We start from the raw sequence: 22,768 nt of genomic DNA on the forward strand, positions 1-22,768 counted from the left end.
AAACGGTGTGCCGGTGCGCATGGTGGCCCGCGCGTGCAATGCACGTCGCTGCAGGATCGGTCGGCACAGCGCGAGGCAGAGGACATCGCGCGGCTCCCTTGTAACGCCGTTGCGCGGGCAGGCCGTTGTGCAGCGCGGTAGAGGCGCCGTTTGCGTGACCGGTTGCGCAGGCTGCTCGCCAGCGCTGCGTGTCGTGCGGCGTGTCGTGCGGCGTGCCGTGCGCAGCGCGACGCCGCGTCGTGGGAGCGACGCCAGCTGGCCTCGGGCCTGCCGGCCTTACGGCTGTCGTATGGCTCAGCCGATCGGCTGCATCGCGCAGTGGCTGCATGCGTTCGCTGCGAAGGTACCTTCGCGGTCGCATCTGCCGGCGGCGCAAAAAAAGAGGCCACCCGAAGGCGGCCTCCACTGACGCGCGGGAGGGGAGCCGCGTCAGAAGAACAGGCGCACGCCGAACGAGGCGTTGCGGCCGGGCAGCATCACGTCGTCCTTCAGGAACGAGGTGTGCACGCGCGCGACCTGGTCGGTCAGGTTGTTGCCGTCCAGGAACACTTCCCAGGCGGTGGCGCCGGTATCGACGTGGTAGGCCAGGTGTGCATCGACCAGCGTGTAGCCGGAGGTCGGGGTCTCGTTGACCGCCACCTTGTCCTGCTTTTGGTAGCGGGTGGCGCCGAGCGAGGCGCGCCAGTTGCTGGTGTCCCAGCGCAGCTGCGCGCCGTAGCGTGCCGGGGCGATGCGCGGCAGGTTGCCGCCGTCCTTCAGCCGCGCGCGCACGGTGTCGCCGAACACGCGCAGGTCCCAGGCGCCGCTGTCGTTGTCGGCCAGGTGGAAGGTGGCCTCGCCCTCGAAACCATGGAAGATCGCGTCGGCCTGGGTCCACTGGCGGATCGGCAGGAAGTCGTTGTCCTCCTCGTGGAACCACTGCGCGCCGGTATCGACGATGTAGATGAAGTCGTCGTAGCGGTTGTAGTACGCCGCCACCTTTGCATCCACCCAGGAGTTCCTGAAATTCAGTCCCAACTCGGCCTGGTTGGCCTTCTCCGGCTTGAGGTTGGCGTCGCCGATCTCATAGGCGAGGGTGGCGATATGCGGGCCATCAGCGAACAGTTCCTCCTCGGCCGGCGCGCGCTCGGCATGGTCGAGGTTGGCGGTCAGGCGCCACTGCTCGTTGAAGCGGAAGCCGCCGCTGAGCGAGAAGCTCTTCGGGGTGAAGTCGCGGTTCACGCCGGTGTCGGTCTCGTCCTTGACCTTGTCCACGCGCGCGCCGACCTCGGCGGTGACACGTTCCCAGGTGTTGCGGGCCACGGCGAACACGCCGATGGCGCGGGTGTCGGTCTTCGGCACGAACGCCTCTTCGCCGATCGCCTGGAAGGTGGAGTCGCTGCCCTGCACGCCGAACGCGGTCTGCCAGCCGCCGCCGACGCTGAATGAAGCTTCGACGCGTCCTTCGTTGGCGCGCTTGTCGAATACCGTGCCCACTTCCTCGCCTTCGAACTCGGTGTGGGTGTAGGCGGTGTGGCCGAAGCTGTAGCGCAGCGCGCTGCCGTCGCCCCACGGATCGGTCAGCCCGCCCTTGAGCTCGTAGCGGTCCTGGTGCATGCGCAGCGACACGCCGCGCTCGCCGGCGGCCAGGTCGCCGGGCTCGCCCGGGTTGCCGTAGTTGTCGCGGAAGCGCGAGGCCGACACGCCGACGAAGCCCCAGTCGCCGGCCAGCGAGGCGCCGATCGAGCCGGTCTTGGTGTCCAGGAAGGAATTGGCCTGGCGGCCCTGTGGGGTGTCGTAGTCCTTCTGGTTGCGGTACACGCCGTCGGCGTGGATCGACAGGCCGCTACCATTGCCGGCATCGACCCGGAACATGTCGGTGTTGCCGTCCTTGTCGCCGCCGTCGAAGCGCATTTCGGCACGGCCGTGCACGCCGTCCACCGGGGTCTCGGCGATACGCCCGTCGACCACGTTGACCACGCCGCCGATCGCGCCGGAACCGTATAGCAGGGTGGAAGGCCCCTTCAGCACTTCGATCTGGTCGGCCAGGAACGATTCCACGGCCGGCGAGTGGTCCTGGCTGACGGTCGACACGTCCTGGGTGGATAGGCCGTCGCTGAGCACCGCCACGCGCGGGCCGTCCAGACCGCGGATGATCGGCCGGCCCACGCCGGGGCCGAAGTTGGAACTCTGCACGCCGGGCAGGCTGGCCACGGTCTCGCCGACGCTGGCGCCGCGGTTCTCGTCCAGGCGCTCGCCGGCCAGCACGTCCACCGGCTGGCTCAGGTCGCCGGCGGCGTCGCGCAGCGGACTGGCGGTGACCACCACCGCGTCCATGTCCCTCACGTGGCGGTCCTGCTTGCGGCCGTCGGCATGGCGGTTGTCGCTGGCCGGCGGCGTGGCGTCGCTGCCGGCGTTGTCGGCGGGCGCAGCGGCGGCCAGCGCCACGGCGGGACTGAGCAGGATGGCCACGGCCAGGGACAGGGCGGTGCGGCGGAGCGAACGGGATCGGGAGGAGGTCATCGGCATACCGGATAGGAGGAAAAAGGCGTCGCCAAGCGAGCGCGTACGCTCGCATTCGCCGCGCTCAGGCGGCGGCAAGCATGGCATTGGGGCGCGGCGACCCCCAGGTCGCCGGCCAAGTAATGTTATATTATTCTACAATCCAATCGCCACCGTGCTGGACGTCATGCCCCCCACCTCCGATCTGCGCGGATTGCTCGACCGTCTCGGTGCCACCGGTTCGCTGCTGTGCGCGGTGCATTGCGCGCTGTTGCCGCTGGCGCTGGCGGTGCTGCCGTCGTTAGGCCTGTCGGTGTGGCTGGGCGATGGCATGGAACGCACGCTGGTGCTGTTCGTGACCTGCCTGGGGCTGTTCAGCCTGGTGCTGGGCTACCGCCGGCACCGCGCCTGGCAGGCGCTGGGGCTGCTGCTGCTGGGCTTGCTGTCGTTGTGGGCCGGCATGCTGGTGCCGGCACTGCACCACGCGGTGGCGGTGCACGCGGCAATCATGACCTTCGGCGGCACCCTGGTCGGGCTGGCGCACCTGCTCAACCTGCGGCTGAACCACGGTCACGTGCACGACGCCAGCTGCGCCCACTGAGCGCACGTGGTAGGCTTGCCGCCCTTGCGCGAGGGCGCTGATCTGCGTTGGCCTCGCCAAACCCGTGCATCGCGCGGGGATTTCGTACACACATTCAGGAGTCGATGAGCATGGGTAAGGGTGACCGCAAGACCGCCAAGGGCAAGCGCTACAACGCCAGCTATGGTAATTCGCGTTTGCATAGCGAGAGCAAGGTAGCCGTGGACGCCGCTTCGCCGGTCGCCAAGAAGTCAGTGGTCAAGGCCCCGGCGGTGAAGAAGGCCGTTGCCAAGAAGACGGTCGCCAAGGCCGGCTGAAGCCAGTCCGCTTCGTTGCAGACGACGCGGCGCTTGCGCCGCGTTTTTTTTTGCAGCCCGCAGGACGGCAGGTCCGCGCCATCGGCGAGCATCGACGCCGGCCGTGACGCGCTCTAGAAGCGATCGATGACGCTGATGCCGATGTCGCGCGTCGCGTCCATGGAGGTCAGGACCGCAATGGCCTCATCGAGCCTCACCCTTTTGCCGATAAGCTTTTGCGGTGCGATCTTCCCGGCTTCCATCATCGACAGCATGGCATCGTACCGCCAAGCCTGCATCCCATGGCTGCCGTAGATCTCCAGTTCGTGGCCGATCACCTGCGCCATCGGGATGCTGGGCGTGGCGTGTTCGCCCACCATCAACCCAATTTGGACATGACGACCGCGCCGCCGCAAGTTCTTGATGGAGTTGAAACAGGTCGCAGGACTGCCGAGCGCATCGATGGAAACGTGCGCGCCGCCCTTGGTGATCTCTCGAATCGCCTCGACAGTGTCGGCCTCTTTCGACGCATTGACCGTTGCGAGCGCGCCGCATTCAACGGCGAACGCCAGTTTGTCGTCGAAGATGTCCACGGCGACCACCTGCGCACCCAGAGCGGCTGCGATCATCACCGCTGAAAGTCCGACGCCGCCGCAGCCATGCACCACAACCCATTCGCCGGGGCCGGTTCTGGCCTGGTCGACGATGGCCCGAAAGGACGTGGCGAACCGGCACCCCAGGCTTGCCGCCGTCGCATCGTCGACGCTTTCCGGCAGTCTGACCAGATTCGTCTCGGCAAAGTCGATCGCGACATACTCGGCGAACGAGCCCCAATGGGTGAAGCCCGGCTGGAACTGGTTCGGGCAGACCTGCTGATTGCCGCCATGGCACTCGGCGCAGCGCCCGCACCCCGACACAAACGGCACGGTGACCCGGGTGCCGATCTGCAAGCGCGAAATGCGCTTTCCCGCGGCGACCACCTCGCCGGCGAATTCGTGCCCTGGCACGTGCGGCAATGCGATGTCCGGATCATGCCCCATCCATCCGTGCCAATCGCTCCGGCATACGCCGCTCGCCGCCACCTTGATCACGACGCCGTCCTCGGTCGGCGTCGGGTCGGGCACATGCACAATCTCAGGAGACTTTCCAAAATGCTCGAAATGCATTGCTCGCATACATAACCTCATGAACACCGGACGATGATGCGCATCTGTCGACGCTACCCCGCTCGCGGGCGGCTGTACGGCCTACGTTCGTGGAGGCGCCTCGTCTTCGCCGCTGTCGCCTGCCAACTCCACGACCAGAGGCGTCGGCGCTTCCTCGGGAACGGGCGGCGGCGCCACCAGCAACTGCTCGGCCAGGCCGCGATAGATCGGTGTGCGGCAGACCAGCGCCGAGGCGCCGCGCGCGATCAGCACCGTGGCCAGGATCGGCAGCAGCATGTCGCTGCTGTCGGTCAGTTCCAGCGAGATCACCGCCGAGGTCAGCGGCGCCTGGGTGACGCCGGTCAGATAGGCGCACATGCCGAGCAGCACGAAGGTGCGCGGATCCACGTCCGGCATCAGCACCGCCAGGTTGTGGCCGACCCCGGCACCGACCGCCAGCGCCGGCGAGAACAGTCCGCCGGGGATGCCGGCCACGTACGACACCAGGTTCGCCAGCAGCTTCATCAGCCCGAATTCGTGGCCGACGCTGGCATGGCCCTGCACCAGGCTGCGCGCCTGCTCGTAGCCGGTGCCGAACGCGCCGGCGCCGAACACCAGCCCCAGCGCGACCAGGACCAGGCCGCACAGCGCGGCCAGCAACACCGGATGGCGGCTGCGCAGCGCGCCCAGCCAGCGCGGCTTGCCGGCCACGGTGGCCAGCACCATGCGGCTGAATGCGCCGCCGAGCAGGCCGGCGACCACCCCGCACAGCACGATCGCCAGCCACGCCCGGCCCAGCGGCAGCGCCGCCGACACCTTGCCGAAGTAGGTGTAGTTGCCGAGCAGGCCCAGCGAGATCACGCCGCCGACGATCACCGCGGTCAGCAGCGTGCCGGAGAAGCGGTGTTCGAAACGCCCGCTCAATTCCTCGATCGCGAACACCACCCCGGCCAGTGGCGTATTGAACGCGGCGGCGATGCCGGCTGCGCCGCCGGCGAGCAGGAAATGCGAGGCCTGGCGCGGATCGCGGAAGCCGAACCAGCGCCCGAGCACATACATCAGGCTGGCGCCGACATGCACGGTCGGCCCTTCGCGCCCGACCGAGGCGCCGCCGAGCAAGGCCAGCGTGGTCAGCAGCAGCTTGCCGGCGGACACGCGCAGCGACAGGTTGGTCTGGCGAAAGGCGTCGTCGGGCTGCTCCAGCGCGGCAATCACCTGCGGGATGCCGCTGCCGCGGGTGGGCCGCAATACCCCATTGGTCAGCCAGGCGAGCAGCGCGAACACGCTCGGCGTGAGCAGCAATGCCCACCATGGCGAGTGCGCGATGATGCGCTGGAACAGGTGGAAGGCCGCGTCGCTGGCTTTGGCGAACACGATCGCGACCAGCGCCACCGCGACCGCGCCGCCCCACAGCACCGCGCGCTGTTTCCAGCTCTCGTGCGAGAGCAAAGGGCGCAAGCGATGGCGCATGCGCGGCGGTGGCACGGGATCGGGCGACTGCATCCGCCGATTGTCGCACGGTCGCCGTGCTGTTGGACCGACGCCGGGTCGATGCATTCATGCCCGGCGAGGTGTTGCATGCAGCCTCGCGGCCGCTGCATGCGCTCCTGCCGAACGCGTGCGCACGCGATGTGCAAGTCTGCATGTGCGAGCGACTCCGCATGGCTTGAGCGCCATGGGTCACGACACGCCTTGCCGATACGGCGTGGCGCAGCGCCGCGGCGCTCAGCGCAGCGCCGGCAGCAGCGCCTGCGGATCGCCGTCGTTGGGCGCGGCGGGAATGCCGAGCAGCCGTGCCAGCAGCGGATACACATCGACATTGTCGAACGGCGCCAGCGTGGCGCCCTGGCGGAACGCCGGGCCGCGCGCGATGAACACCGCACGCATCGACGGCAGCGCCGGATCGTAGCCATGCGAGCCGCGCAGGCCGGTAGCCGGTTTCTCCGCGGCACGCTCGGCTGGCAGCGCATCCCAGCCTTCGTGCATCTGGCACACGATCGGCGGGATGCGCGGATTGCTGCCGTAGTGCCAGCGTGCCGGCAGCGCGGCCTTGCGCCAGCAGTCGTACTGCGGATGCGCACCGAGCAGTTTGGCTTCGACCCTGGCCTCCTGGCCGGGCCGTGGCGCGATGCCGACCGACTGGCCGTAGCTGACCACCTCGGCCTCCTGCATCGACACCATGTCCTCGACGATGAGCACCTGCTGCGCCGGCACCGTGGCCATGCCGTGGTCGGAGACCACGATCAGATTGGTGCGATCCAGTTGCCCGCGCCGGGCCAGCCCGTCGAGCAGATGGCCGATCGCCGCATCGACCTGTTCGACCGCGCGCGCGTACTGCGCCGATTGCGGGCCGAAGTCGTGGCCGGCCTCGTCGACCTGCTCGAAATACAGGGTCAGCAGCTGCGGATGCGGCGCGTCGCGGTCGTCTAGCCAGCCCAGCGCCTGGTCGACCCGCGCGTTCGGCGCGATGTGTTCGTCGAAGGCCTGGTGGCGGCTCGGGCGCACGCCCTGGATCGCCGCCTCGCTACCCGGCCAAGCCCAGGTGGCTGCGTGCAGGCCGGCCTTCTCGGCGCCGACCCAGATCGGTTCGCCGCCCCACCAGCGGCCGTTGCCGACCGCGTCGCGGTCGCTGAGCCGGAACGTGCCCAGCGCCGGATCGGTCATGCTGTTGTGGACGATGCCATGGTGATCCGGACGCAGCCCGGTGACGAGGGTGTAGTGGTTCAGAAAGGTCAGCGACGGATACGACGGCGACATCCATTGCGCGCGCACGCCTTCGCGGACCAGCCGGCTCAGGTTCGGCGCGATGCCGCGATCGAGCATGTCCGCGCGCAGGCCGTCGATGGAGATCAGCAGCAGCAACGGCCGCTGCGCCGCGCTGGACGCGGCCTGCGGCGCGGTGCTGGAAGAAGAGGGCGTGGAGGCGCAGGCGCCGAGCAGCAGCGCCGCGCAGGCGCCTGCCAGTCGTAGGGCGATGGACGTCATCGGCGCATGATAAGGCGCGCCTGGTGACCTGACGAAGACATGGTGTGGCGCGCGGGGCGTTTCGTGGAGTTGGGTGCACGAGGCGCGCCCGTACCTTCATCCAGCCCTGCGGGCTACCTTCTCCAGAAAAGGGGGCCATGGTCCCGTTGGGAGAAGGGACCACGGCCCCTCTCCCCCCCCGGGAAAGGGGTTGGGGTGAGGATACGGCGCGAAGCGTCTCGCGGAGTTGGGACACCGCCGCTCAGTCGAACAACGCTGCCGGCGCGCCGTGCGCGGGGTCGGCGCCACGCCGCTCCAACGCCAGCAGCGCGGCCTTGGTCGGCAGGCCGCCGCCGAAGCCGGTCAGGGTGCCGTTGGCGCCGATCACGCGATGGCAGGGCAGCACGATCGGCAGCGGATTGCGGCCGTTGGCGGCGCCGACCGCACGCACCGCACGCGGCTGCTCGATATGCCGCGCCAGCTGCGCGTAGCTCCAGGTCGCGCCGAACGGAATCTGCGCCAGCGCCTGCCACACGCGGCACTGGAAGGCGGTGCCGCGCGGTGCCAGCGGCAGGTCGAAGTGGGTGCGTTCGCCGGCGAAATACGCCAGCAACTGCTCGCGCGCTGCGCGCACCGGCGCCGCGTCGCGGATCCAGGCGGCACGGCCGCGCGCGTCGTAGCGGTTCTCCTGGAACAGGATGTGGCGTAAGCCGTCGTCGCCGACGGCCACGCTCAATTCGCCGATCGGGGTGGCGAAGGCGTCGTAGTACAGGCGTTGCTCAGTCATTGGGGACTCTCTTCGGGTGGGTCGCCGGCCAGATGCCACAGGTGCAGCACGGCATAGGCGCGCCATGGCCGCCAGGCCTGCGCGCGGGCGTCGGTGGCGCGTTCGCTCAGGCGCGCGCCGTCGGCGCCGAGCATGCGTTGCAGGACCAGGTCGCCGGCCGGGAACGCATCGGGTTGGCCGAGCGCGCGCAGCGCGATGTAGTGCGCGGTCCAGGCGCCGATGCCGGGCAGGGCGGTGGCGCGCTCGACGAACTCGGACAGGCGCTGACCGGAGCGGAACTGCAGGCGGCCGTCGGCCACCGCCGCGGCCAGCGCGCGGAGCGTGGCGGCGCGCGAGCGCGGCAGGCCGATCGCCTCCAGCGGCGCCTCCAGCAGATCCTGCGGCGCCGGGAATGCGCGGTCCATGCCGGGCGGTTGGCCCGGTCGATACGCGCCGTGGCGCTCGACCAGACGCGCGGCCAGGGTCGCTGCGCCGGCCACGCTGACCTGCTGGCCCAGCACCGCGCGCACCGCCACTTCGAAGCCGTCCCAGCCACCGGGCACGCGCAGTCCCGGGCGCCGCGCGATCGCGCGTGCCAAAAGCGGCTCGGCGCCGAGCGTGGCGTGCACCGCGCGCAGGTCGGCGTCCAGGTCGAAGATGCGGCGCACCCGCCGCACGATGTCGGGGATCGCGCGCGGATCGGCCGCGGCGATCTGCAGGCGCAGTTCGTGGCGCTGCGGGTCGGCTTCGACGCGGATCTTGGTGGAGGCGTCGAGCGGGCCGAGCACGCGCTCGTAGCTGGCCTCGCCGATGCGCTCGATGCCGGGGATCGCGCGCTTGCGCAGGAACGCCAGCATCGCCGCGAAATCCAGCGGCGGGCGGTAGCCCAGGCGCAGCAGCAGGTCGCCGCCGGGCACCTCGGCGCGCTGTTTGCGGATCGCCGACGGCGGCATGCCGCAGCCCTCCAGGAACGCGGTGTTGAAGCGGCGCAGGCTGTTGAAGCCGGCCGCCAATGCCACCTGGGTGATCGGCAGCGCGGTCTCGGTCAACAATTGCTTGGCCAGCAGCAGGCGTCGCGTCGCATGCACCGCCGCCGGGGTGGCGCCGAGCTGGCCGACGAACACGCGCTGCAGCTGCCGCGCGCTGAGTCCGATCTCGGCGGCGAGCCGTTCGACGCTGGCGTCCTGTAGTGCGCCGTCGGCGATCAGCGCCAGTGCGCGTCGCACCGATTCCTCGCCCAGGTGCTGCTGCGCGTCTGGCGACAGCTCCGGCCGGCAGCGCAGGCACGGGCGGTAGCCGGCCGCCGCCGCGGCCGCGGCGCTGGGGTAGTAATGCACGTTGCTGCGCTTGGGTACCGGCGCCGGGCAGACCGGCCGGCAATAGATGCCGGTGCTGCGCACGGCGGTGAAGAACACCCCGTCGAAGCGCGCATCGCGGGCCAGGCGGGCGCGATCGTAGCGGGCGCGGTCGTCGAGGCTGAGTTGGGACATGGCGCCAGTCTAGTCCGCGCCGGCGCGGCGGACTCGCCATTTTCGGACATGGTTGCGGCAACCCCGGCGCGTCCGCTGGCGGTGCGCTGCCGACGGTTTAGGCGCAGTTGGGAAGCGCATGCACATCGGCACTAGACTAGCGCTGCGCATCGCCCATGCGCCGCCTCTCCGCTGCGGATTTCCCTGTCTTGTCTTTCCCCTGCAAAACCTGGTGGCTGTCGCTGTGCTGTGCGGGCCTGTTGTCGTGCCAGCCGGGCGCGCCGTCCGCCGGCAGGACCGTGGCCGACAGCCCGCCCGGCGATGGCGAGCACATGGTCTCGGTTGGGACGCCGCCGCCGCCCGCGCCGCCGCCTGCGGCCAAGCCGAAACCGGCCAACGACGCCGACACCGACCTGTGGGACGCGGCCGCGCTGGAGAACGGCGAGGCCTTCGTCAGCTGTGCCACCGACTACGCGGCCGCGGCCGGCGACGGCGAGGCGCTGGCCGGGCTGGACCGGCCGACCATCGAGGCGGCGCTGGCGCCATGCCGCGAGCGCGGCCTGCTGCGGGTGCGCTACGAAGGCAAGATCAACGCCGGTTTCGCCGCGATGGTGCAGCGCCTGGCCGAGGTCGCCGCGCACGCCGGTATTGGCAAGCGCGTGCTGGACCTGGATTCCAGCGGCGGCCAGGTCGAGGCGGCGATCCGCGCCGGCGATGCGATCGGCGAGTCCGGCTGGACCATCTGGGTACGCGAGGGTTCGATCTGCCACAGCGCCTGCGTGTTCGTGCTCGCGGCCGGCGACAACCGGCTGATCTCCGGCAAGGTCGGCATCCACCGCATGATGCGGATCAGCTCCACGGCGACCTCGCGCGGCGAACTCAACCGCGAGCTGCAGGAGGTCTACGGCAACGTCAAGGACTACCTGGAGCGCAACGGCGTGGCGGTGGCGGTGGCCGACCTGATGATGACCGTACCCAATCGCAGCCTGCGCCTGCTCAGCAACGACGAACTCAAGCAATACGGGCTGGACGGCACCAACGCGGTGCAGGACGACCTGGAGCGGATCAAGCAGCTGCGCAAGTGCGGCGACGACTTCGTGCGGCGCAAGGACGCGTTCCTGATCGCGTTCGACCACGAGTGCAAGGCCAAGGGCGTGGACCTGGAGACGCTGACCGCCTGCGGCCAGGCGCTGAAGCAGCGCTTCGGCTTCCCCGACCAGGCCTGCCCGGCGGAAAGCCCGCTGTCGGAAATCGACGTGGCCACGCTGCCGCTGGCCTCGCCCGGCGCCTGAACGCCGGCTGCGCGCTGCGCCCGGCGTTCACGTGCCAGGCACCGGGGCGGCGCTAGCGTCCGCGCCATTCACTTCGGGAGCAGGCGCATGGCGATCGGAACCAGGCTGATGGTGCGGCTGTACCTGCCGCCGGCGTTGCTGGTGCTGGGCGGCTTCCTGGTCGCCGAACTGTTGCTGCACTTCGCCAGCGGCACGCATGCGCAGATCATCGCGCGGATGGCCTCGCTGCTGAGCCTGGCCGGGCTGCTGGGCGGCACCGCCTGGGCCTTGGGGGTCAGCTGGCATGCCTGGCACCGGCAGCGCTACGCGGTGCCGGTGGCCGCGGCCGCGCCGGGCGAGGAGCCGTGAGCAGCGCTGCGCAGGCGCGCATGGCCGGCGTAGACTGCGGCCCCCGCCGTCACCGCGCTGCCTGAGCGATGCCCATGCCGTTGTTCCTTCGCCTGTTGCTTGCGTTGCTCGCCGCTGCCGCGTTCGCGGCAGTGGCGCAGACCGCACCGACCGCACCGACGCAGAGCGTCCCTGCGCCGTCAGCGCCGGCTCAGCCTGTGGCGCCCAAGCCCGCCGCCGCCAAGCCCGCCGCGGCCAGGCATGCCGATCCTGCCGCGCCGGGGCCGCTGTCCAAGCAGGACGCGCAGATGGCGCAGGCCGGCTTGCGCGCCGCGCAGCTGGTCGATGCCGGCCGCAGCGGCGAGCTGTGGGATGGCGCATCGGCGGTGGCCAAAAAGGCGGTCGCGCGCGAGGCGTTCGTGCGCCAGGTCGATGCCGACCGTGCACGCCTGGGCGCGCTGCTCGGCCGCGGCGTCGCCAGCGTGGCGCGGGTGCAGTACACGGCGGGGTCGCAGGTGCCGCCGGGGGTCTACGTCAACGTCAGTTTCCCCAGCCGGTTCGCCAACGCGCCGCAGCCGGTGCGCGAACTGGTCTCGCTGCGCCTGGACGAGGACAAGACCTGGCGCCTGGTCGGTTACCACGTCGGTCCGCCGACCTGACGCGCGCACGCGTCGCGCCCTAGACCAATCACAAGGGCCGCCCTAAGGCGGCCCATCCAAGGGGAGCGCGCAGCGCCCCCGCCAGCCGCTTTGAGCGGCTCATACATCTAAAGCCCCGGGCTTTGCCGTGGGATACTTACCTCCTGCATACGGTGACAGTGCCATTGCAATGTCCTATACAGCCGCCCGGTAAGTTCACACCGCCGTTACTGCCGCCACCACCACCACCACCACCACCTTCGCCACCGCCGCCGTTACTGCTAGTGGTCCTTGGTACCGCTTTATTGCCGAGCCAATCGTTGTTATTGGTGTTCATATGGGTGACACATGCATTCGCATTGCATACTACGATCTTATCGCCTACATTAACATGTGATGGAAAAAATTTGTTCTCCATTTCCGGAACTTTGTTCTTAATATAATCCTTGGTATTGGAATCAGCCATCGGGGTGTCGACCTTACATGTTGAGCGGGCATGTGGCCCATACATCTTGGACTCATCGGCGTAAGCATAAATTCCTGCTAGCCCCAATGCGATAAATCCTGCCGATAAAAAATTTCCTTTTAATCGCTCCGTTCGACATAATTTCATTCCTAGTTTGCGCAGCAGGATTGATATATCGCGTTTGCTCTATTGGTTGCCGCCTGCTGCTGATCGACTCTCACTGAGCTTTGATAACGTTTCATATTTCCGCTTGAAACGGAATTCGGGTATGCTCTCTGAGCGGCCAGATAATATGCGTAGGCGGTCGCTTTATCTTCTTTTGCGAGTATTCCGTTTTCATGAGCGTCAGCCAGTCTTATGATTGCATCAATGCTACCCTTGGATGCAGCATTTTCGAGAAAACCCATGGCGTTGGTTTTCCATTTAATTACTTTATCGGGATTTTTGATGAAAGTGTCTGAGGGCCCAATGGCTGAGTTGGTATCTATGGAATACAGAATCATTGCCTCAATAGAGCCCTGTTGCGCAGCTGTGATGAGCCATTCCCCCTGCATGATCTCGTTATTTCCAACTAAACTTGAGCATTCATCAAGTCTCCGCTCGTAATCTCTCAGGAAATTTTTACCGGCACCAGCTTCCTGCATGGCATTGAAGCTGTTTAGATCATCTGTGGAATACGCGCCTTTACAGTCGAGAACTGCCAGGTAGATATTGAACGTGGCGAGAGCGTTCCCTTTTTTGGACGAATCCAATAGGGAGTTGACGTAATCCAGAGCATTCCCATGGGGTCGAAAGTCACCAGTCCGAGTTATGACAAACGCCTTTGGCCCTACCATGTGAGTGAACTTCGCTGGCACCTTATCCGTGGTTGTAAGTGCATTTAAAGTATTTCCTGATTAGCCCTGACCTTCAGCTGCCTGTCGCAGGATCTGCGCCGCGCTGGGTGGATGCTGCTGTCACCTGAAGCCAACGAGGTGGCCTGATGAGCATCAATGCCGTGCAGTTCCAAGCTGGATTGTCGATGTCTGAGTTCTTCGCGTCCTACGGCACCCAGGCCAAGTGCTATCGCGCGCTCTACAAGTGGCGCTGGCCGCAGGGATTTCGCTGCCCATCCTGTGCTGGACGGGCGCGGTCGCGTTTCAAGCGGGGTGCTGCGATCTACTACCAATGCAGCGCGTGCCGGCATCAGACCAGCCTGATCGCTGGCACGATGTTCGAAGGCACCAAACTGCCGCTGCGCACCTGGATGCTGGCGTTGCACCTGCTGACCTCGACCAACACCAACATGGCCGCGCTGGAGTTGATGCGGCATCTGGGCGTCAACTACAAGACGGCCTGGCGGATGAAACACAAGATCATGCAGGTTATGGCCGAGCGCGAATCCATGCGGAAACTGGCGGGTTTCGTGCAGATCGACGATGCCTATCTCGGCGGCGAGCGTAACGGTGGCAAGGCCGGACGCGGATCAGAGAACAAACAAGCGTTCCTGATTGCGGTGCAGACCGATGCCACCTTCACCGCGCCGCGCTTTGTGGTGATCGAGCCGGTGCGCAGCTTCGATAACACCTCGCTGCAGGACTGGATTGCCCGTCGCTTGGCGCCCGAATGCGAGGTCTACACCGATGGGCTGGCCTGCTTGCGCCGGCTAGAAGACGCCGGCCACGCGCACACCACGCTGGACACTGGCGGTGGTCGTGCCGCGACCGAAACGGCCGGTGCACGTTGGCTCAACGTGGTGCTGGGCAATCTCAAACGCGCCATCAGTGGCGTGTATCACGCCATCGCGCAAGGCAAATACGCAAGGCGTTACCTGGGAGAAGCGGCCTATCGTTTTAATCGTCGATTCCGCTTGCGCGAGATGCTGCCACGACTTGCCACGGCCATGATGCAATCCACACCATGCCCAGAGCCGGTTTTACGTGCAGCGAGCAATTTTCATGGCTGAGAGTCGGGGCTAATCAGGAAGTATTTTGACTTTTGAATGCTGGTGACTCAGGTCGATCGCTGGCTGCAGTGCTGTCAATCACATTGCTATTATTCTTGGATTTAAAATAATAGAAAAATAGCGCGATTATAAAGGCGGCGCCAAGCAAAATAACAACGATGGTGAGCTGCTTTTTCTTCATAACCATGACTTCCATGTTTATTTTGCGAAGAATATCGAAATGTGTTTTACATGGCAATAGCTTGATAAACCATGCCCGAGACCTCTCCCGAGGCTTCTCGCTCTAGACCAATCGCGAGAGTCCCCCGGCTTTGCCGTGTGATACTTGCCTTTCCGCAACTGCCCGAGGCTCCGATGACGATCGAAATCCGCATGCTGGCCTGGGCGATCCTGCTCGGGATCGTGCAGTTGCTGCTGGCCGCCGCGTTCATCACCGCGCAGCGCGGGCTGAAGTGGAATGCCGGCGCACGCGACGCGCCGCAGGCGCCGCCCGCCGGCGTTGCCGGGCGCCTGGAGCGCGCGCTGCGCAATTTCCTGGAGACCTTCCCGATGTTCGCCGCCGCGGCGCTGGCGGTGGTGGCGATGGGCAAGGGCAGTGCGCATACCGCACTGGCCGCGCAGCTGTATTTCTGGGCACGGCTGGCCTATGTGCCGTTGTACGCGGCCGGCGTGCCCTATCTGCGCAGCCTGGTGTGGGCGGTGTCGCTGTGGTCGATCCTGCAGTTGGTGTGGGCATTGTTCTGAAGCCGCGCCCGCGGCCTTGCGCGCCGTGCGGGGCGCGGCCGCAGCGGGGGCCTGACCCATTGCGCTGCGACCGTTTGCCGCAGCGCTGATCCAGATCAATGCCGCCTCGCGCCGCGGGTTTATGCTGGCCGCGTCTACTACCGGAAGCGCCGCCATGCATGTGGATATCGCCATCGTCGGTGCCGGCCCGGTGGGCCTGTGCCTGGCGCGTTCGCTGGCCGGCAGCGGGCTGTCGCTGGCGCTGATCGAACCGCAGCCGCGCGCGGCCCTTGCCGCGGCCGCCTTCGACGGCCGCGAGATCGCGTTGACCCACGCCTCGCGCACCCTGCTGGAACAGCTCGACCTGTGGTCGCGGATCGATCCGGATGCGATCGCGCCGCTGCGCGATGCGCGGGTGATGAACGGCTCCTCGCCGTTCGCGCTGACCTTCGCCACCCGTCAGGACCGCCACGGCGACCTGGGCTGGCTAGTGCCCAACCACCTGATCCGTCGCGCCGCGTTCGCGGCGGTGCAGGCGCAACCGGGACTGCGCCTGCTCGACGGCGTGTCGGTGCAGGCGCTGCGTTGCGACGACACGCAGGCGCAGCTGACCCTGTCCAATGGCCAGGCGCTGAGCGCGCGCCTGGTGGTGGCGGCCGACAGCCGTTTCTCCAGCACCCGGCGCATGTGCGGCATCGGCGCGCAGATGCGCGATTTCGGCCGCAGCATGCTGGTGTGCCGGGTGCGTCACGAGCGCCCGCACCACCACACCGCCTGGGAGTGGTTCGGTTACGGCCAGACCCTGGCGCTGCTGCCGCTGCACGGCAACCAGGCCTCGACGGTGTTGACGCTGCCGCCGCAGCGCGCGCAGGCGCTGCTGGAAATGGACGCCGCCGCACTGGGCGCGGAGATCGGCGCCCGCTTCGAACACCGGCTCGGCGCGATGACGCCGAGCGTGCGGCCGCAGGTGTATCCGCTGGTCGCGGTGTACGCGCAGCGCTTCGTCGGCAAGCGCTACGCGCTGATCGGCGACGCCGCGGTGGGCATGCATCCGGTGACCGCGCACGGGTTCAACTTCGGCCTGCAGAGCCAGGCGCGGCTGGCGCGTGCGCTGCATGCGGCAGCGGCGCAGGGCCGCGACATCGCCGCGCCGGCCTTGCTGGCCGGCTACGAACGCAGCCACCGCCTGGCCACGCGCCCGCTGTACGAGGCGACCAATGCGATCGCCGCGTTGTACACCGACGACCGCCTGCCGGCGCGCGCGCTGCGCAACGTGGCGCTGCGCGTGGCCGACCGGGTGGCGCCGTTCAAGCGCGCGATCGCCGCGCACCTGACCCAGCGCGGTGCGGCGCATGCGCGCTGAGGCGCGCACGCGCGGGATGCCGGGGAGGCCTGTGCCGTTGCTCGGCGAGTCACAGCGAAAGCCGAGCAACCAGGCTACCGCACACCGGTTCTGTTGCGAAGTTGCACCCTGTAGGAGCGGCTTCAGCCGCGACCGGGCGTTACCAGGAAAGTTCCGGTCGCGGCTGAAGCCGCTCCTAAAAAAGCCAGCGCCACCTGGTATTGGTGCCATGGCCTGAAGATCGGCAGGCGGATGCCGGCTGTCCTATTCGCTTGGCGAAGCAATTGTGGGAGCGACTGAAGTCGCTCCCGCAAAAAAATCGTTGCCCGGCACAGATGCCAGAAAGCGCCTGGCGTTGTGGCGCGCCGCCGAGGCGGCGTTCATCCGCCCCGGCAATGAACGGGGCGAGGCCGCGTTGCACATCGCCCGCGCGTTGCGCCGCTTCGATCCGGGCGATGGCCCAGGCGCAGCCGGTGTGGCGCAGATGCAGTCGCCGCGCCGGCTATCCAGTGCGTGCAGGCGCAGGAAGACGACGCCGCTGCCTTCGGCATGTCCGCCGCGGATGGAGTGCGACAGGCACAACGGCCGCGCCGCCTGCGCTCATGCCTTGCCGATCACCCGGATCTGCACGTCGTGCAGCGCGACCACCTGGCCCGCGTGGATCTTGCAGGCCTTGCGCAGCTCGACTTCGCCGTCCACGCGCACCTGGCCTTCGCTGATGACGGTCTTGGCCGCGCCGCCGCTGTCGCATACGCCGGTCAGTTTCAACAGGTGCTTGAGTTCGACGTAGTCGCTTTCTAATTGGAGATCGATGGTCTGCATGGGGGACGCTGTTCGGAAATCGGCGCTCATTGTCGGTCATTCGCGGGCGAAACGCTCGGACTTCGCGCCGCCACGCGCGGCGATGGACAAACCCGGCCCGCATCGCGGTGCAGCGGCGGCCGCACTCAGTCGTGGCCGAAGCGCTCGGCCTCCTCGAGCAGGCGGCTGGCCTGGCGCAAGCTGCAGCCACCGAGCAGGTCGTCGACGATCCGCGTCAGCCGCGGCCGGCCGGGGCGGCGCGACCAGCGGTACAGCCAGACGCTGGTGGCGATGCCGGCCACCCCCACGCCGAGTCCGGTCCACACCAGGCCGGCCGCCCGCGCCTGCAGATCGATGCCGGCCAGCGCGCCAAGCAGCATCAGCAGCGGCACCCACAGCAGCCACCACGACAGCCCGCACACCACAGCGCTGCGCACGTAGCAGCGGCGGGTATGCGCGATCTGGCGCTGGATCTTCAGCACCGGCGCGCTGTAGTCCAGATGCAGCAGACTGCCCAGGACGATGCCGGCCATCGCCACGGCGATCACGCCATAGGCATGCACCGGCCACCCCGGCGGCGATCAGCGGCGCCGGCAGCGCGCCGCCCCGGCTCCACAGCAGGCCGGTCAGGGCGATGCAGCCCAGGCTGGACGGCAGTTGCAGCAGTTGACCCCACAACAGCGGGCGCAGGCTGCCGCGCACGCGCCGATCGAGCATATGCTGCAGGTGCAGGTCGTCGTGGCGCTGCAGGCGCCGCTCCAGCGCCTGCCATGCGTGTTTCAGTTCGTCGGGATGCATGGTGGGTTCCTGTGTAGGGGGTTTTAGAGTTCGTCGCGTAGGCGTTGCTTGAGGCGGCCGATCCTGGTGGAGACGTTGCTTTCGCCGATGCCCAGGATCTTGGCGATCTCGCGCTGCGGACGCTCGTCCAGGTACAGCAGCGCCCGCGCCCGCGCCCGCTCCGGCGCCGGCGCCGGCGCCGGCAGCTGCGCGATGAAGCGGCACAGCGCCTGCACCTGGCGTTCGCGCTCCGGGTCGGCGGCGTGCGGGTCGGCGATGTCCAGGTCCTGCAGCGGCAGGGTCTGGCGGTGCGCGCGGCTGCGCCCGCGCAACGCGCCGATCGCCACGTTCAGCGCGATCCGGTACAGCCAGGTGGAGAACGGCCGCTGCCGGTCGTAGCGCGGGAACGCCGCCAGGCCTGCGCGGCGATCTCCTGGATCAGGTCGGCACGGTCGTCCGGGTGCCGGCAATAGCTGCCGGCCACTTTCGCGGCGATGCCGCGGTGCGCCTGGAACAGCATGGCGCAGTCGGCCGGTGACGGTGCGGCGGGGTTGGGAGCGTCGGGCATGGAGCGGGTCGCGCAAAGATCTGCAAAGTGATTCGCGGCACGCCGAGGTTTCTCACGCCTGAACGGCCTCGTTCACCCTGTTTAGACATGTGGCCCGCCAAGGCGCACAATGCGCCTCTTTGCGCCTGCCGGCTCGCTGCGGCGCCTCCGGAGTCTCCCATGTCCCAAGATACCCCCGCGCCGCTGCTGTTCGCAGATCTCGGCCTCTCGCCTGCTGTGATGAAGGCCGTTGCCGATGTCGGCTACGAGTCGCCGTCGCCGATCCAGGCCGCCACCATTCCCGCGCTGCTGACCGGCCGCGACCTGCTCGGCCAGGCCCAGACCGGCACCGGCAAGACCGCCGCGTTCGCGCTGCCGATCCTGTCGCGGCTGGACTTCAACCAGCGCAAGCCGCAGGCGCTGGTGCTGGCGCCGACCCGCGAGCTGGCGATCCAGGTCGCCGAGGCGTTCCATCGCTACGCCGGCGCGATCCCCGGCTTCCAGGTGCTGCCGGTGTACGGCGGCCAGCCCTACGTGCAGCAGCTGTCGGCGCTCAAGCGCGGCGTGCACGTGGTGGTGGGCACCCCGGGGCGGGTCATCGACCACCTGGAGCGCGGCACCCTGGACCTGTCGGAGCTGAAGACGCTGGTGCTCGACGAGGCCGACGAGATGCTGCGCATGGGCTTCATCGACGACGTCGAGGCGGTGCTGAAGAAGCTGCCGGCCTCGCGCCAGGTGGCGCTGTTCTCGGCGACCATGCCGACCGCGATCAAGCGCATCGCGCAGACCTATCTGAACGATCCGGCCGAAGTCATCATCGCCTCCAAGACCACCACGTCGGCGAATGTCCGCCAGCGTTACTGGGCGGTCAGCGGCCTGCACAAGCTCGATGCATTGACCCGCATCCTGGAAGTGGAGCCGTTCGACGCGATGATCGTGTTCGCGCGCACCAAGGCCGCCACCGACGAGCTGGCGCAGAAGCTGCAGGCGCGCGGCCTGGCCGCCGCGGCGATCAACGGCGACATCCAGCAGTCGCAGCGCGAGCGGGTGATCCAGCAGCTCAAGGACGGCAAGCTCGACATCCTGGTCGCCACCGACGTGGCCGCGCGCGGCCTGGACGTGGAGCGGATCAGCCACGTGCTGAACTACGACATCCCGTACGACACCGAAAGCTATGTGCACCGCATCGGCCGCACCGGCCGCGCCGGCCGCAGCGGCGAGGCGATCCTGTTCGTCAGCCCGCGCGAGAAAGGCATGCTGCGCGCGATCGAGCGCGCCACCCGGCAGCCGATCGAAGAGATGCAGCTGCCGAGCGTGGACGCGGTCAACGACCAGCGCGTGACCCGCTTCATGGAGAAGATCAGCGAGACCATCGCCAGCGGCGGCATCGACACCTACCGCGATCTGCTGCAGCGTTTCGAGACCGAGAAGAACGTGCCGATGGTCGAGGTGGCCGCGGCGCTGGCGCGCCTGCTGCAGGGCGACACGCCGCTGCTGCTGGCGCCGGAGCGGGCGCGTCCGCCGCAGGGCGAGCGCTTCGAGCGGCCCACTGCCGAGCGCCGCGAGCGCGGCGAGCGCACGGAGCGTCCCAAGTTCGAGCCCAAGTTCGACCGCGAAGCGCACCCGCCGCGCCGCGACGAAGGCGAGCGCGCACCGCGTGTGCCGCGTCCCGCGCCGGCCGGACACGGCCCCGACTTCGACTACCAGCGCGACGTCGGCAGCTTCGAGGCGCCGCGCCGCGACAAGGCGCCCAAGGCGCCGCGCGGCGAGCCGGAAGTGGGCATGGAGACCTACCGCATCGAGGTCGGCCATCAGCACGGGGTCAAGCCGGCCAACATCGTCGGCGCGATCGCCAACGAGGCCGGCCTGGAGAGTAAATACATCGGCCGCATCGACATCCACGACGACCATTCGGTGCTGGACCTGCCGGCGGACATGCCGAACGAGCTGCTGACCCACCTGAAGAAGGTCTGGGTGTCCGGCCAGCAACTGCAGATGCGCAAGCTCGACGCCGCCGCCGCCGGTGCCAGCGCACCGTTCAAGCCGAAGTTCGCGCGTGCAGCCGGCAAGCCCGGCGGGCGGCCGAACGCGGCCGGTCCGCGCCCGGCCGGCGCCACCACGCGCATGGCCGACAAGGCCGGCGATCGCCCGCCGCGCAAGGGTCCGCCCAAGCGCTGAGCGGCTGCAGCGGGGAGCGTTGGTCTCCCCGCTCACCTGGCCGCACGCAGCGGCGGCACGCAGCCGCCGCCGTCGTAGCCCTATCGTGGCCGCCGCCAGCGAATCGCCGGCTTTGCCGAGTCCCCAGTCCCGAGTCCCGGCCCATGACCACCCGCCTCAACAAGCACATCGCCGAAACCGGCTATTGTTCGCGCCGCGAGGCCGACCGGCTGATCGCCGCGCGTCGCGTGACCGTCAACGGTCGGCCCGGCGGGGTCGGCGCGGTGGTGGGCGAGGGCGACGAGGTGCAGGTCGATGGCCAGCCGCTGCGCGCACGCGCCAAGCAGAAATCCGGCCGCCGCCATGTCTATATCGCGCTGAACAAGCCGGCCGGGGTGACCTGCACCACCGAGAGCGAGGTCAAGGGCAACATCGTCGATTTCGTCGGCCACGAGCAGCGCATCTTTCCGATCGGGCGCCTGGACAAGGAGTCGGAGGGCCTGATCCTGATGACCAGCAACGGCGACATCGTCAATGAGATCCTGCGCGCCGAGAACCGCCACCAGAAGGAATACCTGGTAGCGGTGAACAAGCCGGTCAGCGACGAATTCCTGCGCGGCATGGCGCGCGGGGTGCGCGTGCACAACGAGACCACGCTGCCGTGCCGCACCGCGCGCATCGCCAAGTTCGGTTTCCGTATCGTGCTCGAGCAGGGCCTGAACCGGCAGATCCGGCTGATGGCCGCTGCGTTTGACTACCGCGTCACCCAGCTGCGCCGCGTGCGCATCGACAACGTCAAGCTCGGCGCGTTGAAGCCGGGGCAGTGGCGCAACCTCACCGAGCAGGAGCTGCGCGGCCTGCTACCGCAACGTCAGGACTGGTGACGTCGGCCGCGGCGCGGCTTTTCACTGGCATTTGTGCCGGAATTGGAGATACTCCGCGGCGCATCCCGCTGCCCGGCCGCCCGCTCCCGTGATCAAGCCACGCAAGCCCGACAACGAAGCCGAACGTCTGCGCGCCTTGCATGCGCTGCAGATCCTGGACACCGAGCCGGAGGCCGCTTACGACGACCTGGTCGGCATCGCCGCCAGTCTGTGCAACACGCCGTCGGCGCTGATCTCGCTGGTCGACGAAGAGCGGCAGTGGTTGAAGTCGCAGCGCAACGTCACCCTGCTCAGCACCTCGCGCGACGACTCGTTCTGCGGCCATACCATCCTCGCGCCGCAGGACGTGCTGGTGGTTGCCGACGCGGCCGCGGATCCGCGGTTCGCGTTCAATCCGCTGGTCACCGAAGTCGGCGTGCGCTTCTATGCAGGTGCGCCGCTGTTGAACAGCGAGGGGTTGGCGGTGGGCGCGCTGTGCGTGCTCGACCGCCGCCCGCGCACGCTGGAGCCGGAGCAGGTGGTGGCGCTGCAGGCGCTGTCGCGGCAGGTGATGCAGTTGATCGAGCTGCGCCGCACCAGCCATGCGCTGGCGCAGCAGCTGCGCGAACGCGACCGCTACGAGCAGCAGCTGGCCGGGTACCAGGCATCGCTGGAGTCGCTCAACGCCGATCTGCTCGAGCAATTGCGCACCGATCCGTTGACCGGGCTGCTCAACCGCCGCGCCTTCGTCACCGCGCTGATGGTCAATGCGCAGGCGGCGCAGTTCAGCCCCGCGCCGCTCAGCGTTGCCTTGCTGGACCTGGACTATTTCAAGCACATCAACGACCTGCACGGGCACGAGAAAGGCGACGCGGTCCTGCTGGCGCTGGCCGAGATGCTGCGCGCGCAGGCGCCGCCGGGCAGCTTGGTCGCGCGTTACGGCGGCGAGGAATTCGCGATCCTGCTGCCGGGGCTGGACGCGCGCCAGGCCATGCACGAATGCGAGACGCTGCGCCAGGAAACCGCCCTGCTGCAGCTGGGCGTGGCGCTGACCGCCAGCGTCGGCGTGGCCGCCTTGCAGCCGGGCGAGAGCGCAGATCAGGTGCTCAAGCGCGCCGATCTGGCGCTGTACCGGGCCAAGCGCGCCGGCCGCGATTGCGTCTCGTTGGCGGAGTGAACCGCGCCGCCG

23 protein-coding genes and 1 pseudogene are annotated in these 22,768 nt (G+C 68.3%); 12 read left to right on the plus strand and 12 right to left on the minus strand.

Translation table 11 applies throughout. From position 1 onward, the window contains the following. Window positions 1–429: 429 nt before the first annotated feature. Window positions 430–2,502 (minus strand): TonB-dependent receptor, encoded by a 2,073-nt coding sequence (locus E4A48_RS03880; protein WP_039008808.1) that lies wholly within the window; start codon window positions 2,500–2,502, stop codon window positions 430–432. Between the two features lie 166 nt (window positions 2,503–2,668). Between E4A48_RS03880 and E4A48_RS03885 the strand changes: the two genes are divergently transcribed. Both E4A48_RS03885 and E4A48_RS03890 read left to right on the plus strand, forming a co-directional pair. Then, window positions 2,669–3,082, plus strand: coding sequence for a MerC domain-containing protein (locus E4A48_RS03885; protein ID WP_039008806.1), 414 nt, complete (start codon window positions 2,669–2,671; stop codon window positions 3,080–3,082). A gap of 110 nt (window positions 3,083–3,192) precedes the next feature. Then, window positions 3,193–3,378 (plus strand): 30S ribosomal protein THX, encoded by a 186-nt coding sequence (locus E4A48_RS03890; protein ID WP_039008804.1) that lies wholly within the window; start codon window positions 3,193–3,195, stop codon window positions 3,376–3,378. Window positions 3,379–3,491: 113 nt separating this feature from the next. Here E4A48_RS03890 and E4A48_RS03895 read toward each other — a convergent pair whose 3' ends face one another. The 5 genes from E4A48_RS03895 to E4A48_RS03915 all read right to left on the minus strand — a co-directional run bounded on the left by E4A48_RS03895 (window position 3,492) and on the right by E4A48_RS03915 (window position 9,722). After that, entirely contained in the window at window positions 3,492–4,532 is a 1,041-nt protein-coding gene (locus E4A48_RS03895) for a zinc-dependent alcohol dehydrogenase family protein (protein ID WP_068829966.1), read from the minus strand. Between the two features lie 72 nt (window positions 4,533–4,604). Further along, on the minus strand, window positions 4,605–6,005 hold the full coding sequence (locus tag E4A48_RS03900) for a chloride channel protein (RefSeq protein WP_039005388.1): 1,401 nt from the start codon (window positions 6,003–6,005) through the stop codon (window positions 4,605–4,607). A gap of 222 nt (window positions 6,006–6,227) precedes the next feature. After that, the gene (locus tag E4A48_RS03905) at window positions 6,228–7,487 is read right to left on the minus strand and encodes an alkaline phosphatase family protein (protein ID WP_142741919.1); all 1,260 of its coding nucleotides are present in this window, start codon (window positions 7,485–7,487) and stop codon (window positions 6,228–6,230) included. Between the two features lie 241 nt (window positions 7,488–7,728). After that, window positions 7,729–8,253, minus strand: a complete 525-nt coding sequence (locus tag E4A48_RS03910) for a methylated-DNA--[protein]-cysteine S-methyltransferase (RefSeq protein WP_068829964.1) — start codon at window positions 8,251–8,253, stop codon at window positions 7,729–7,731. After that, entirely contained in the window at window positions 8,250–9,722 is a 1,473-nt protein-coding gene (locus E4A48_RS03915; RefSeq protein ID WP_142741920.1) for a DNA-3-methyladenine glycosylase 2 family protein, read from the minus strand. Before E4A48_RS03915 ends, E4A48_RS03910 begins: the two co-directional genes overlap by 4 nt. A 155-nt stretch (window positions 9,723–9,877) precedes the next feature. Here E4A48_RS03915 and E4A48_RS03920 point away from each other — a divergent pair, with 155 nt between their 5' ends. The 3 genes from E4A48_RS03920 (at window position 9,878) to E4A48_RS03930 (ending at window position 11,979) form a co-directional block, all read left to right on the plus strand. After that, window positions 9,878–10,993 carry a COG3904 family protein gene (locus E4A48_RS03920; protein ID WP_185910711.1) on the plus strand — a complete coding sequence of 372 codons (1,116 nt, stop codon included), beginning with the start codon at window positions 9,878–9,880 and terminating at the stop codon, window positions 10,991–10,993. Between the two features lie 87 nt (window positions 10,994–11,080). After that, on the plus strand, window positions 11,081–11,341 hold the full coding sequence (locus tag E4A48_RS03925; RefSeq protein ID WP_039005385.1) for a hypothetical protein: 261 nt from the start codon (window positions 11,081–11,083) through the stop codon (window positions 11,339–11,341). Window positions 11,342–11,415: 74 nt separating this feature from the next. Beyond that, the gene (locus E4A48_RS03930; RefSeq protein ID WP_039005384.1) at window positions 11,416–11,979 is read left to right on the plus strand and encodes a DUF4019 domain-containing protein; all 564 of its coding nucleotides are present in this window, start codon (window positions 11,416–11,418) and stop codon (window positions 11,977–11,979) included. A 136-nt stretch (window positions 11,980–12,115) separates the two neighbouring features. Here the strand turns inward: E4A48_RS03930 and E4A48_RS20405 are convergent, their stop codons facing one another. Together E4A48_RS20405 and E4A48_RS03940 are read right to left on the minus strand one after the other, a co-directional pair. Beyond that, a complete protein-coding gene (locus tag E4A48_RS20405; protein WP_185910712.1) occupies window positions 12,116–12,424 on the minus strand; it encodes a hypothetical protein in 309 nt (102 codons plus the stop codon). Between the two features lie 149 nt (window positions 12,425–12,573). Further along, complete coding sequence (locus tag E4A48_RS03940) at window positions 12,574–13,176, minus strand: SEL1-like repeat protein (protein ID WP_142741922.1); 603 nt, start codon at window positions 13,174–13,176, stop codon at window positions 12,574–12,576. Window positions 13,177–13,406: 230 nt separating this feature from the next. Here E4A48_RS03940 and E4A48_RS03945 point away from each other — a divergent pair, with 230 nt between their 5' ends. After that, the gene (locus tag E4A48_RS03945) at window positions 13,407–14,369 is read left to right on the plus strand and encodes an IS1595 family transposase (RefSeq protein WP_039006527.1); all 963 of its coding nucleotides are present in this window, start codon (window positions 13,407–13,409) and stop codon (window positions 14,367–14,369) included. Window positions 14,370–14,382: 13 nt separating this feature from the next. On the opposite strand, the gene E4A48_RS20410 is transcribed toward E4A48_RS03945, so the two are convergent. After that, window positions 14,383–14,550, minus strand: a complete 168-nt coding sequence (locus tag E4A48_RS20410; RefSeq protein ID WP_185910713.1) for a hypothetical protein — start codon at window positions 14,548–14,550, stop codon at window positions 14,383–14,385. A gap of 173 nt (window positions 14,551–14,723) precedes the next feature. Here E4A48_RS20410 and E4A48_RS03950 point away from each other — a divergent pair, with 173 nt between their 5' ends. Both E4A48_RS03950 and ubiM read left to right on the plus strand, forming a co-directional pair. Next, window positions 14,724–15,113, plus strand: coding sequence for an MAPEG family protein (locus E4A48_RS03950; RefSeq protein ID WP_039005383.1), 390 nt, complete (start codon window positions 14,724–14,726; stop codon window positions 15,111–15,113). Between the two features lie 154 nt (window positions 15,114–15,267). Beyond that, window positions 15,268–16,455, plus strand: coding sequence for a 5-demethoxyubiquinol-8 5-hydroxylase UbiM (gene ubiM, locus E4A48_RS03955; RefSeq protein WP_039005382.1), 1,188 nt, complete (start codon window positions 15,268–15,270; stop codon window positions 16,453–16,455). 579 nt (window positions 16,456–17,034) lie between these two features. Here ubiM and E4A48_RS03960 read toward each other — a convergent pair. Both E4A48_RS03960 and E4A48_RS20885 read right to left on the minus strand, forming a co-directional pair. Further along, window positions 17,035–17,256, minus strand: coding sequence for an RNA-binding S4 domain-containing protein (locus E4A48_RS03960; RefSeq protein WP_003478383.1), 222 nt, complete (start codon window positions 17,254–17,256; stop codon window positions 17,035–17,037). 125 nt (window positions 17,257–17,381) lie between these two features. Continuing rightward, window positions 17,382–17,798, minus strand: coding sequence for a hypothetical protein (locus E4A48_RS20885; RefSeq protein ID WP_235426686.1), 417 nt, complete (start codon window positions 17,796–17,798; stop codon window positions 17,382–17,384). Window positions 17,799–17,892: 94 nt separating this feature from the next. On the opposite strand from E4A48_RS20885, the gene E4A48_RS20890 reads away from it, so the two are divergent. Then, complete coding sequence (locus E4A48_RS20890; RefSeq protein ID WP_230812942.1) at window positions 17,893–18,060, plus strand: hypothetical protein; 168 nt, start codon at window positions 17,893–17,895, stop codon at window positions 18,058–18,060. On the opposite strand, the pseudogene E4A48_RS03970 reads toward E4A48_RS20890, so the two are convergent. Further along, a pseudogene (locus E4A48_RS03970) lies at window positions 18,057–18,580 on the minus strand (RNA polymerase sigma factor). The gene E4A48_RS20890 and the pseudogene E4A48_RS03970 overlap by 4 nt on opposite strands. Window positions 18,581–18,739: 159 nt before the next feature. Here E4A48_RS03970 and E4A48_RS03975 point away from each other — a divergent pair. The 3 genes from E4A48_RS03975 (at window position 18,740) to E4A48_RS03985 (ending at window position 22,756) form a co-directional block, all read left to right on the plus strand. Next, window positions 18,740–20,737 (plus strand): DEAD/DEAH box helicase, encoded by a 1,998-nt coding sequence (locus E4A48_RS03975; protein WP_142741923.1) that lies wholly within the window; start codon window positions 18,740–18,742, stop codon window positions 20,735–20,737. Between the two features lie 143 nt (window positions 20,738–20,880). Beyond that, the gene (locus E4A48_RS03980) at window positions 20,881–21,600 is read left to right on the plus strand and encodes a pseudouridine synthase (protein ID WP_039005379.1); all 720 of its coding nucleotides are present in this window, start codon (window positions 20,881–20,883) and stop codon (window positions 21,598–21,600) included. Window positions 21,601–21,688: 88 nt separating this feature from the next. Further along, window positions 21,689–22,756 carry a GGDEF domain-containing protein gene (locus tag E4A48_RS03985; protein ID WP_039005378.1) on the plus strand — a complete coding sequence of 356 codons (1,068 nt, stop codon included), beginning with the start codon at window positions 21,689–21,691 and terminating at the stop codon, window positions 22,754–22,756. Window positions 22,757–22,768 lie beyond the last annotated feature (12 nt).

The organism is Xanthomonas translucens pv. cerealis (assembly GCF_006838285.1).
In the GTDB taxonomy this organism is placed as follows: Bacteria; Pseudomonadota; Gammaproteobacteria; order Xanthomonadales; family Xanthomonadaceae; genus Xanthomonas_A; species Xanthomonas_A cerealis.

Excerpts from the sequence above, each read along its gene's own strand:
- E4A48_RS03960 (WP_003478383.1), bottom strand. The coding sequence starts at position 17,256 with ATGCAGACCATCGATCTCCAATTAGAAAGCGACTACGTCGAACTCAAG.
- E4A48_RS03915 (WP_142741920.1), bottom strand. The coding sequence starts at position 9,722 with ATGTCCCAACTCAGCCTCGACGACCGCGCCCGCTACGATCGCGCCCGC.
- E4A48_RS03885 (WP_039008806.1), top strand. The coding sequence starts at position 2,669 with ATGCCCCCCACCTCCGATCTGCGCGGATTGCTCGACCGTCTCGGTGCC.
- E4A48_RS03900 (WP_039005388.1), bottom strand. The coding sequence starts at position 6,005 with ATGCAGTCGCCCGATCCCGTGCCACCGCCGCGCATGCGCCATCGCTTG.
- E4A48_RS20405 (WP_185910712.1), bottom strand. The coding sequence starts at position 12,424 with ATGGCTGATTCCAATACCAAGGATTATATTAAGAACAAAGTTCCGGAA.
- ubiM (WP_039005382.1), top strand. The coding sequence starts at position 15,268 with ATGCATGTGGATATCGCCATCGTCGGTGCCGGCCCGGTGGGCCTGTGC.
- E4A48_RS20410 (WP_185910713.1), bottom strand. The coding sequence starts at position 14,550 with ATGAAGAAAAAGCAGCTCACCATCGTTGTTATTTTGCTTGGCGCCGCC.
- E4A48_RS03895 (WP_068829966.1), bottom strand. The coding sequence starts at position 4,532 with ATGCGAGCAATGCATTTCGAGCATTTTGGAAAGTCTCCTGAGATTGTG.
- E4A48_RS03975 (WP_142741923.1), top strand. The coding sequence starts at position 18,740 with ATGTCCCAAGATACCCCCGCGCCGCTGCTGTTCGCAGATCTCGGCCTC.
- E4A48_RS03980 (WP_039005379.1), top strand. The coding sequence starts at position 20,881 with ATGACCACCCGCCTCAACAAGCACATCGCCGAAACCGGCTATTGTTCG.
- E4A48_RS03890 (WP_039008804.1), top strand. The coding sequence starts at position 3,193 with ATGGGTAAGGGTGACCGCAAGACCGCCAAGGGCAAGCGCTACAACGCC.
- E4A48_RS03925 (WP_039005385.1), top strand. The coding sequence starts at position 11,081 with ATGGCGATCGGAACCAGGCTGATGGTGCGGCTGTACCTGCCGCCGGCG.
- E4A48_RS03930 (WP_039005384.1), top strand. The coding sequence starts at position 11,416 with ATGCCGTTGTTCCTTCGCCTGTTGCTTGCGTTGCTCGCCGCTGCCGCG.
- E4A48_RS03905 (WP_142741919.1), bottom strand. The coding sequence starts at position 7,487 with ATGACGTCCATCGCCCTACGACTGGCAGGCGCCTGCGCGGCGCTGCTG.
- E4A48_RS03945 (WP_039006527.1), top strand. The coding sequence starts at position 13,407 with ATGAGCATCAATGCCGTGCAGTTCCAAGCTGGATTGTCGATGTCTGAG.
- E4A48_RS03950 (WP_039005383.1), top strand. The coding sequence starts at position 14,724 with ATGACGATCGAAATCCGCATGCTGGCCTGGGCGATCCTGCTCGGGATC.
- E4A48_RS03880 (WP_039008808.1), bottom strand. The coding sequence starts at position 2,502 with ATGACCTCCTCCCGATCCCGTTCGCTCCGCCGCACCGCCCTGTCCCTG.
- E4A48_RS03910 (WP_068829964.1), bottom strand. The coding sequence starts at position 8,253 with ATGACTGAGCAACGCCTGTACTACGACGCCTTCGCCACCCCGATCGGC.
- E4A48_RS03920 (WP_185910711.1), top strand. The coding sequence starts at position 9,878 with ATGCGCCGCCTCTCCGCTGCGGATTTCCCTGTCTTGTCTTTCCCCTGC.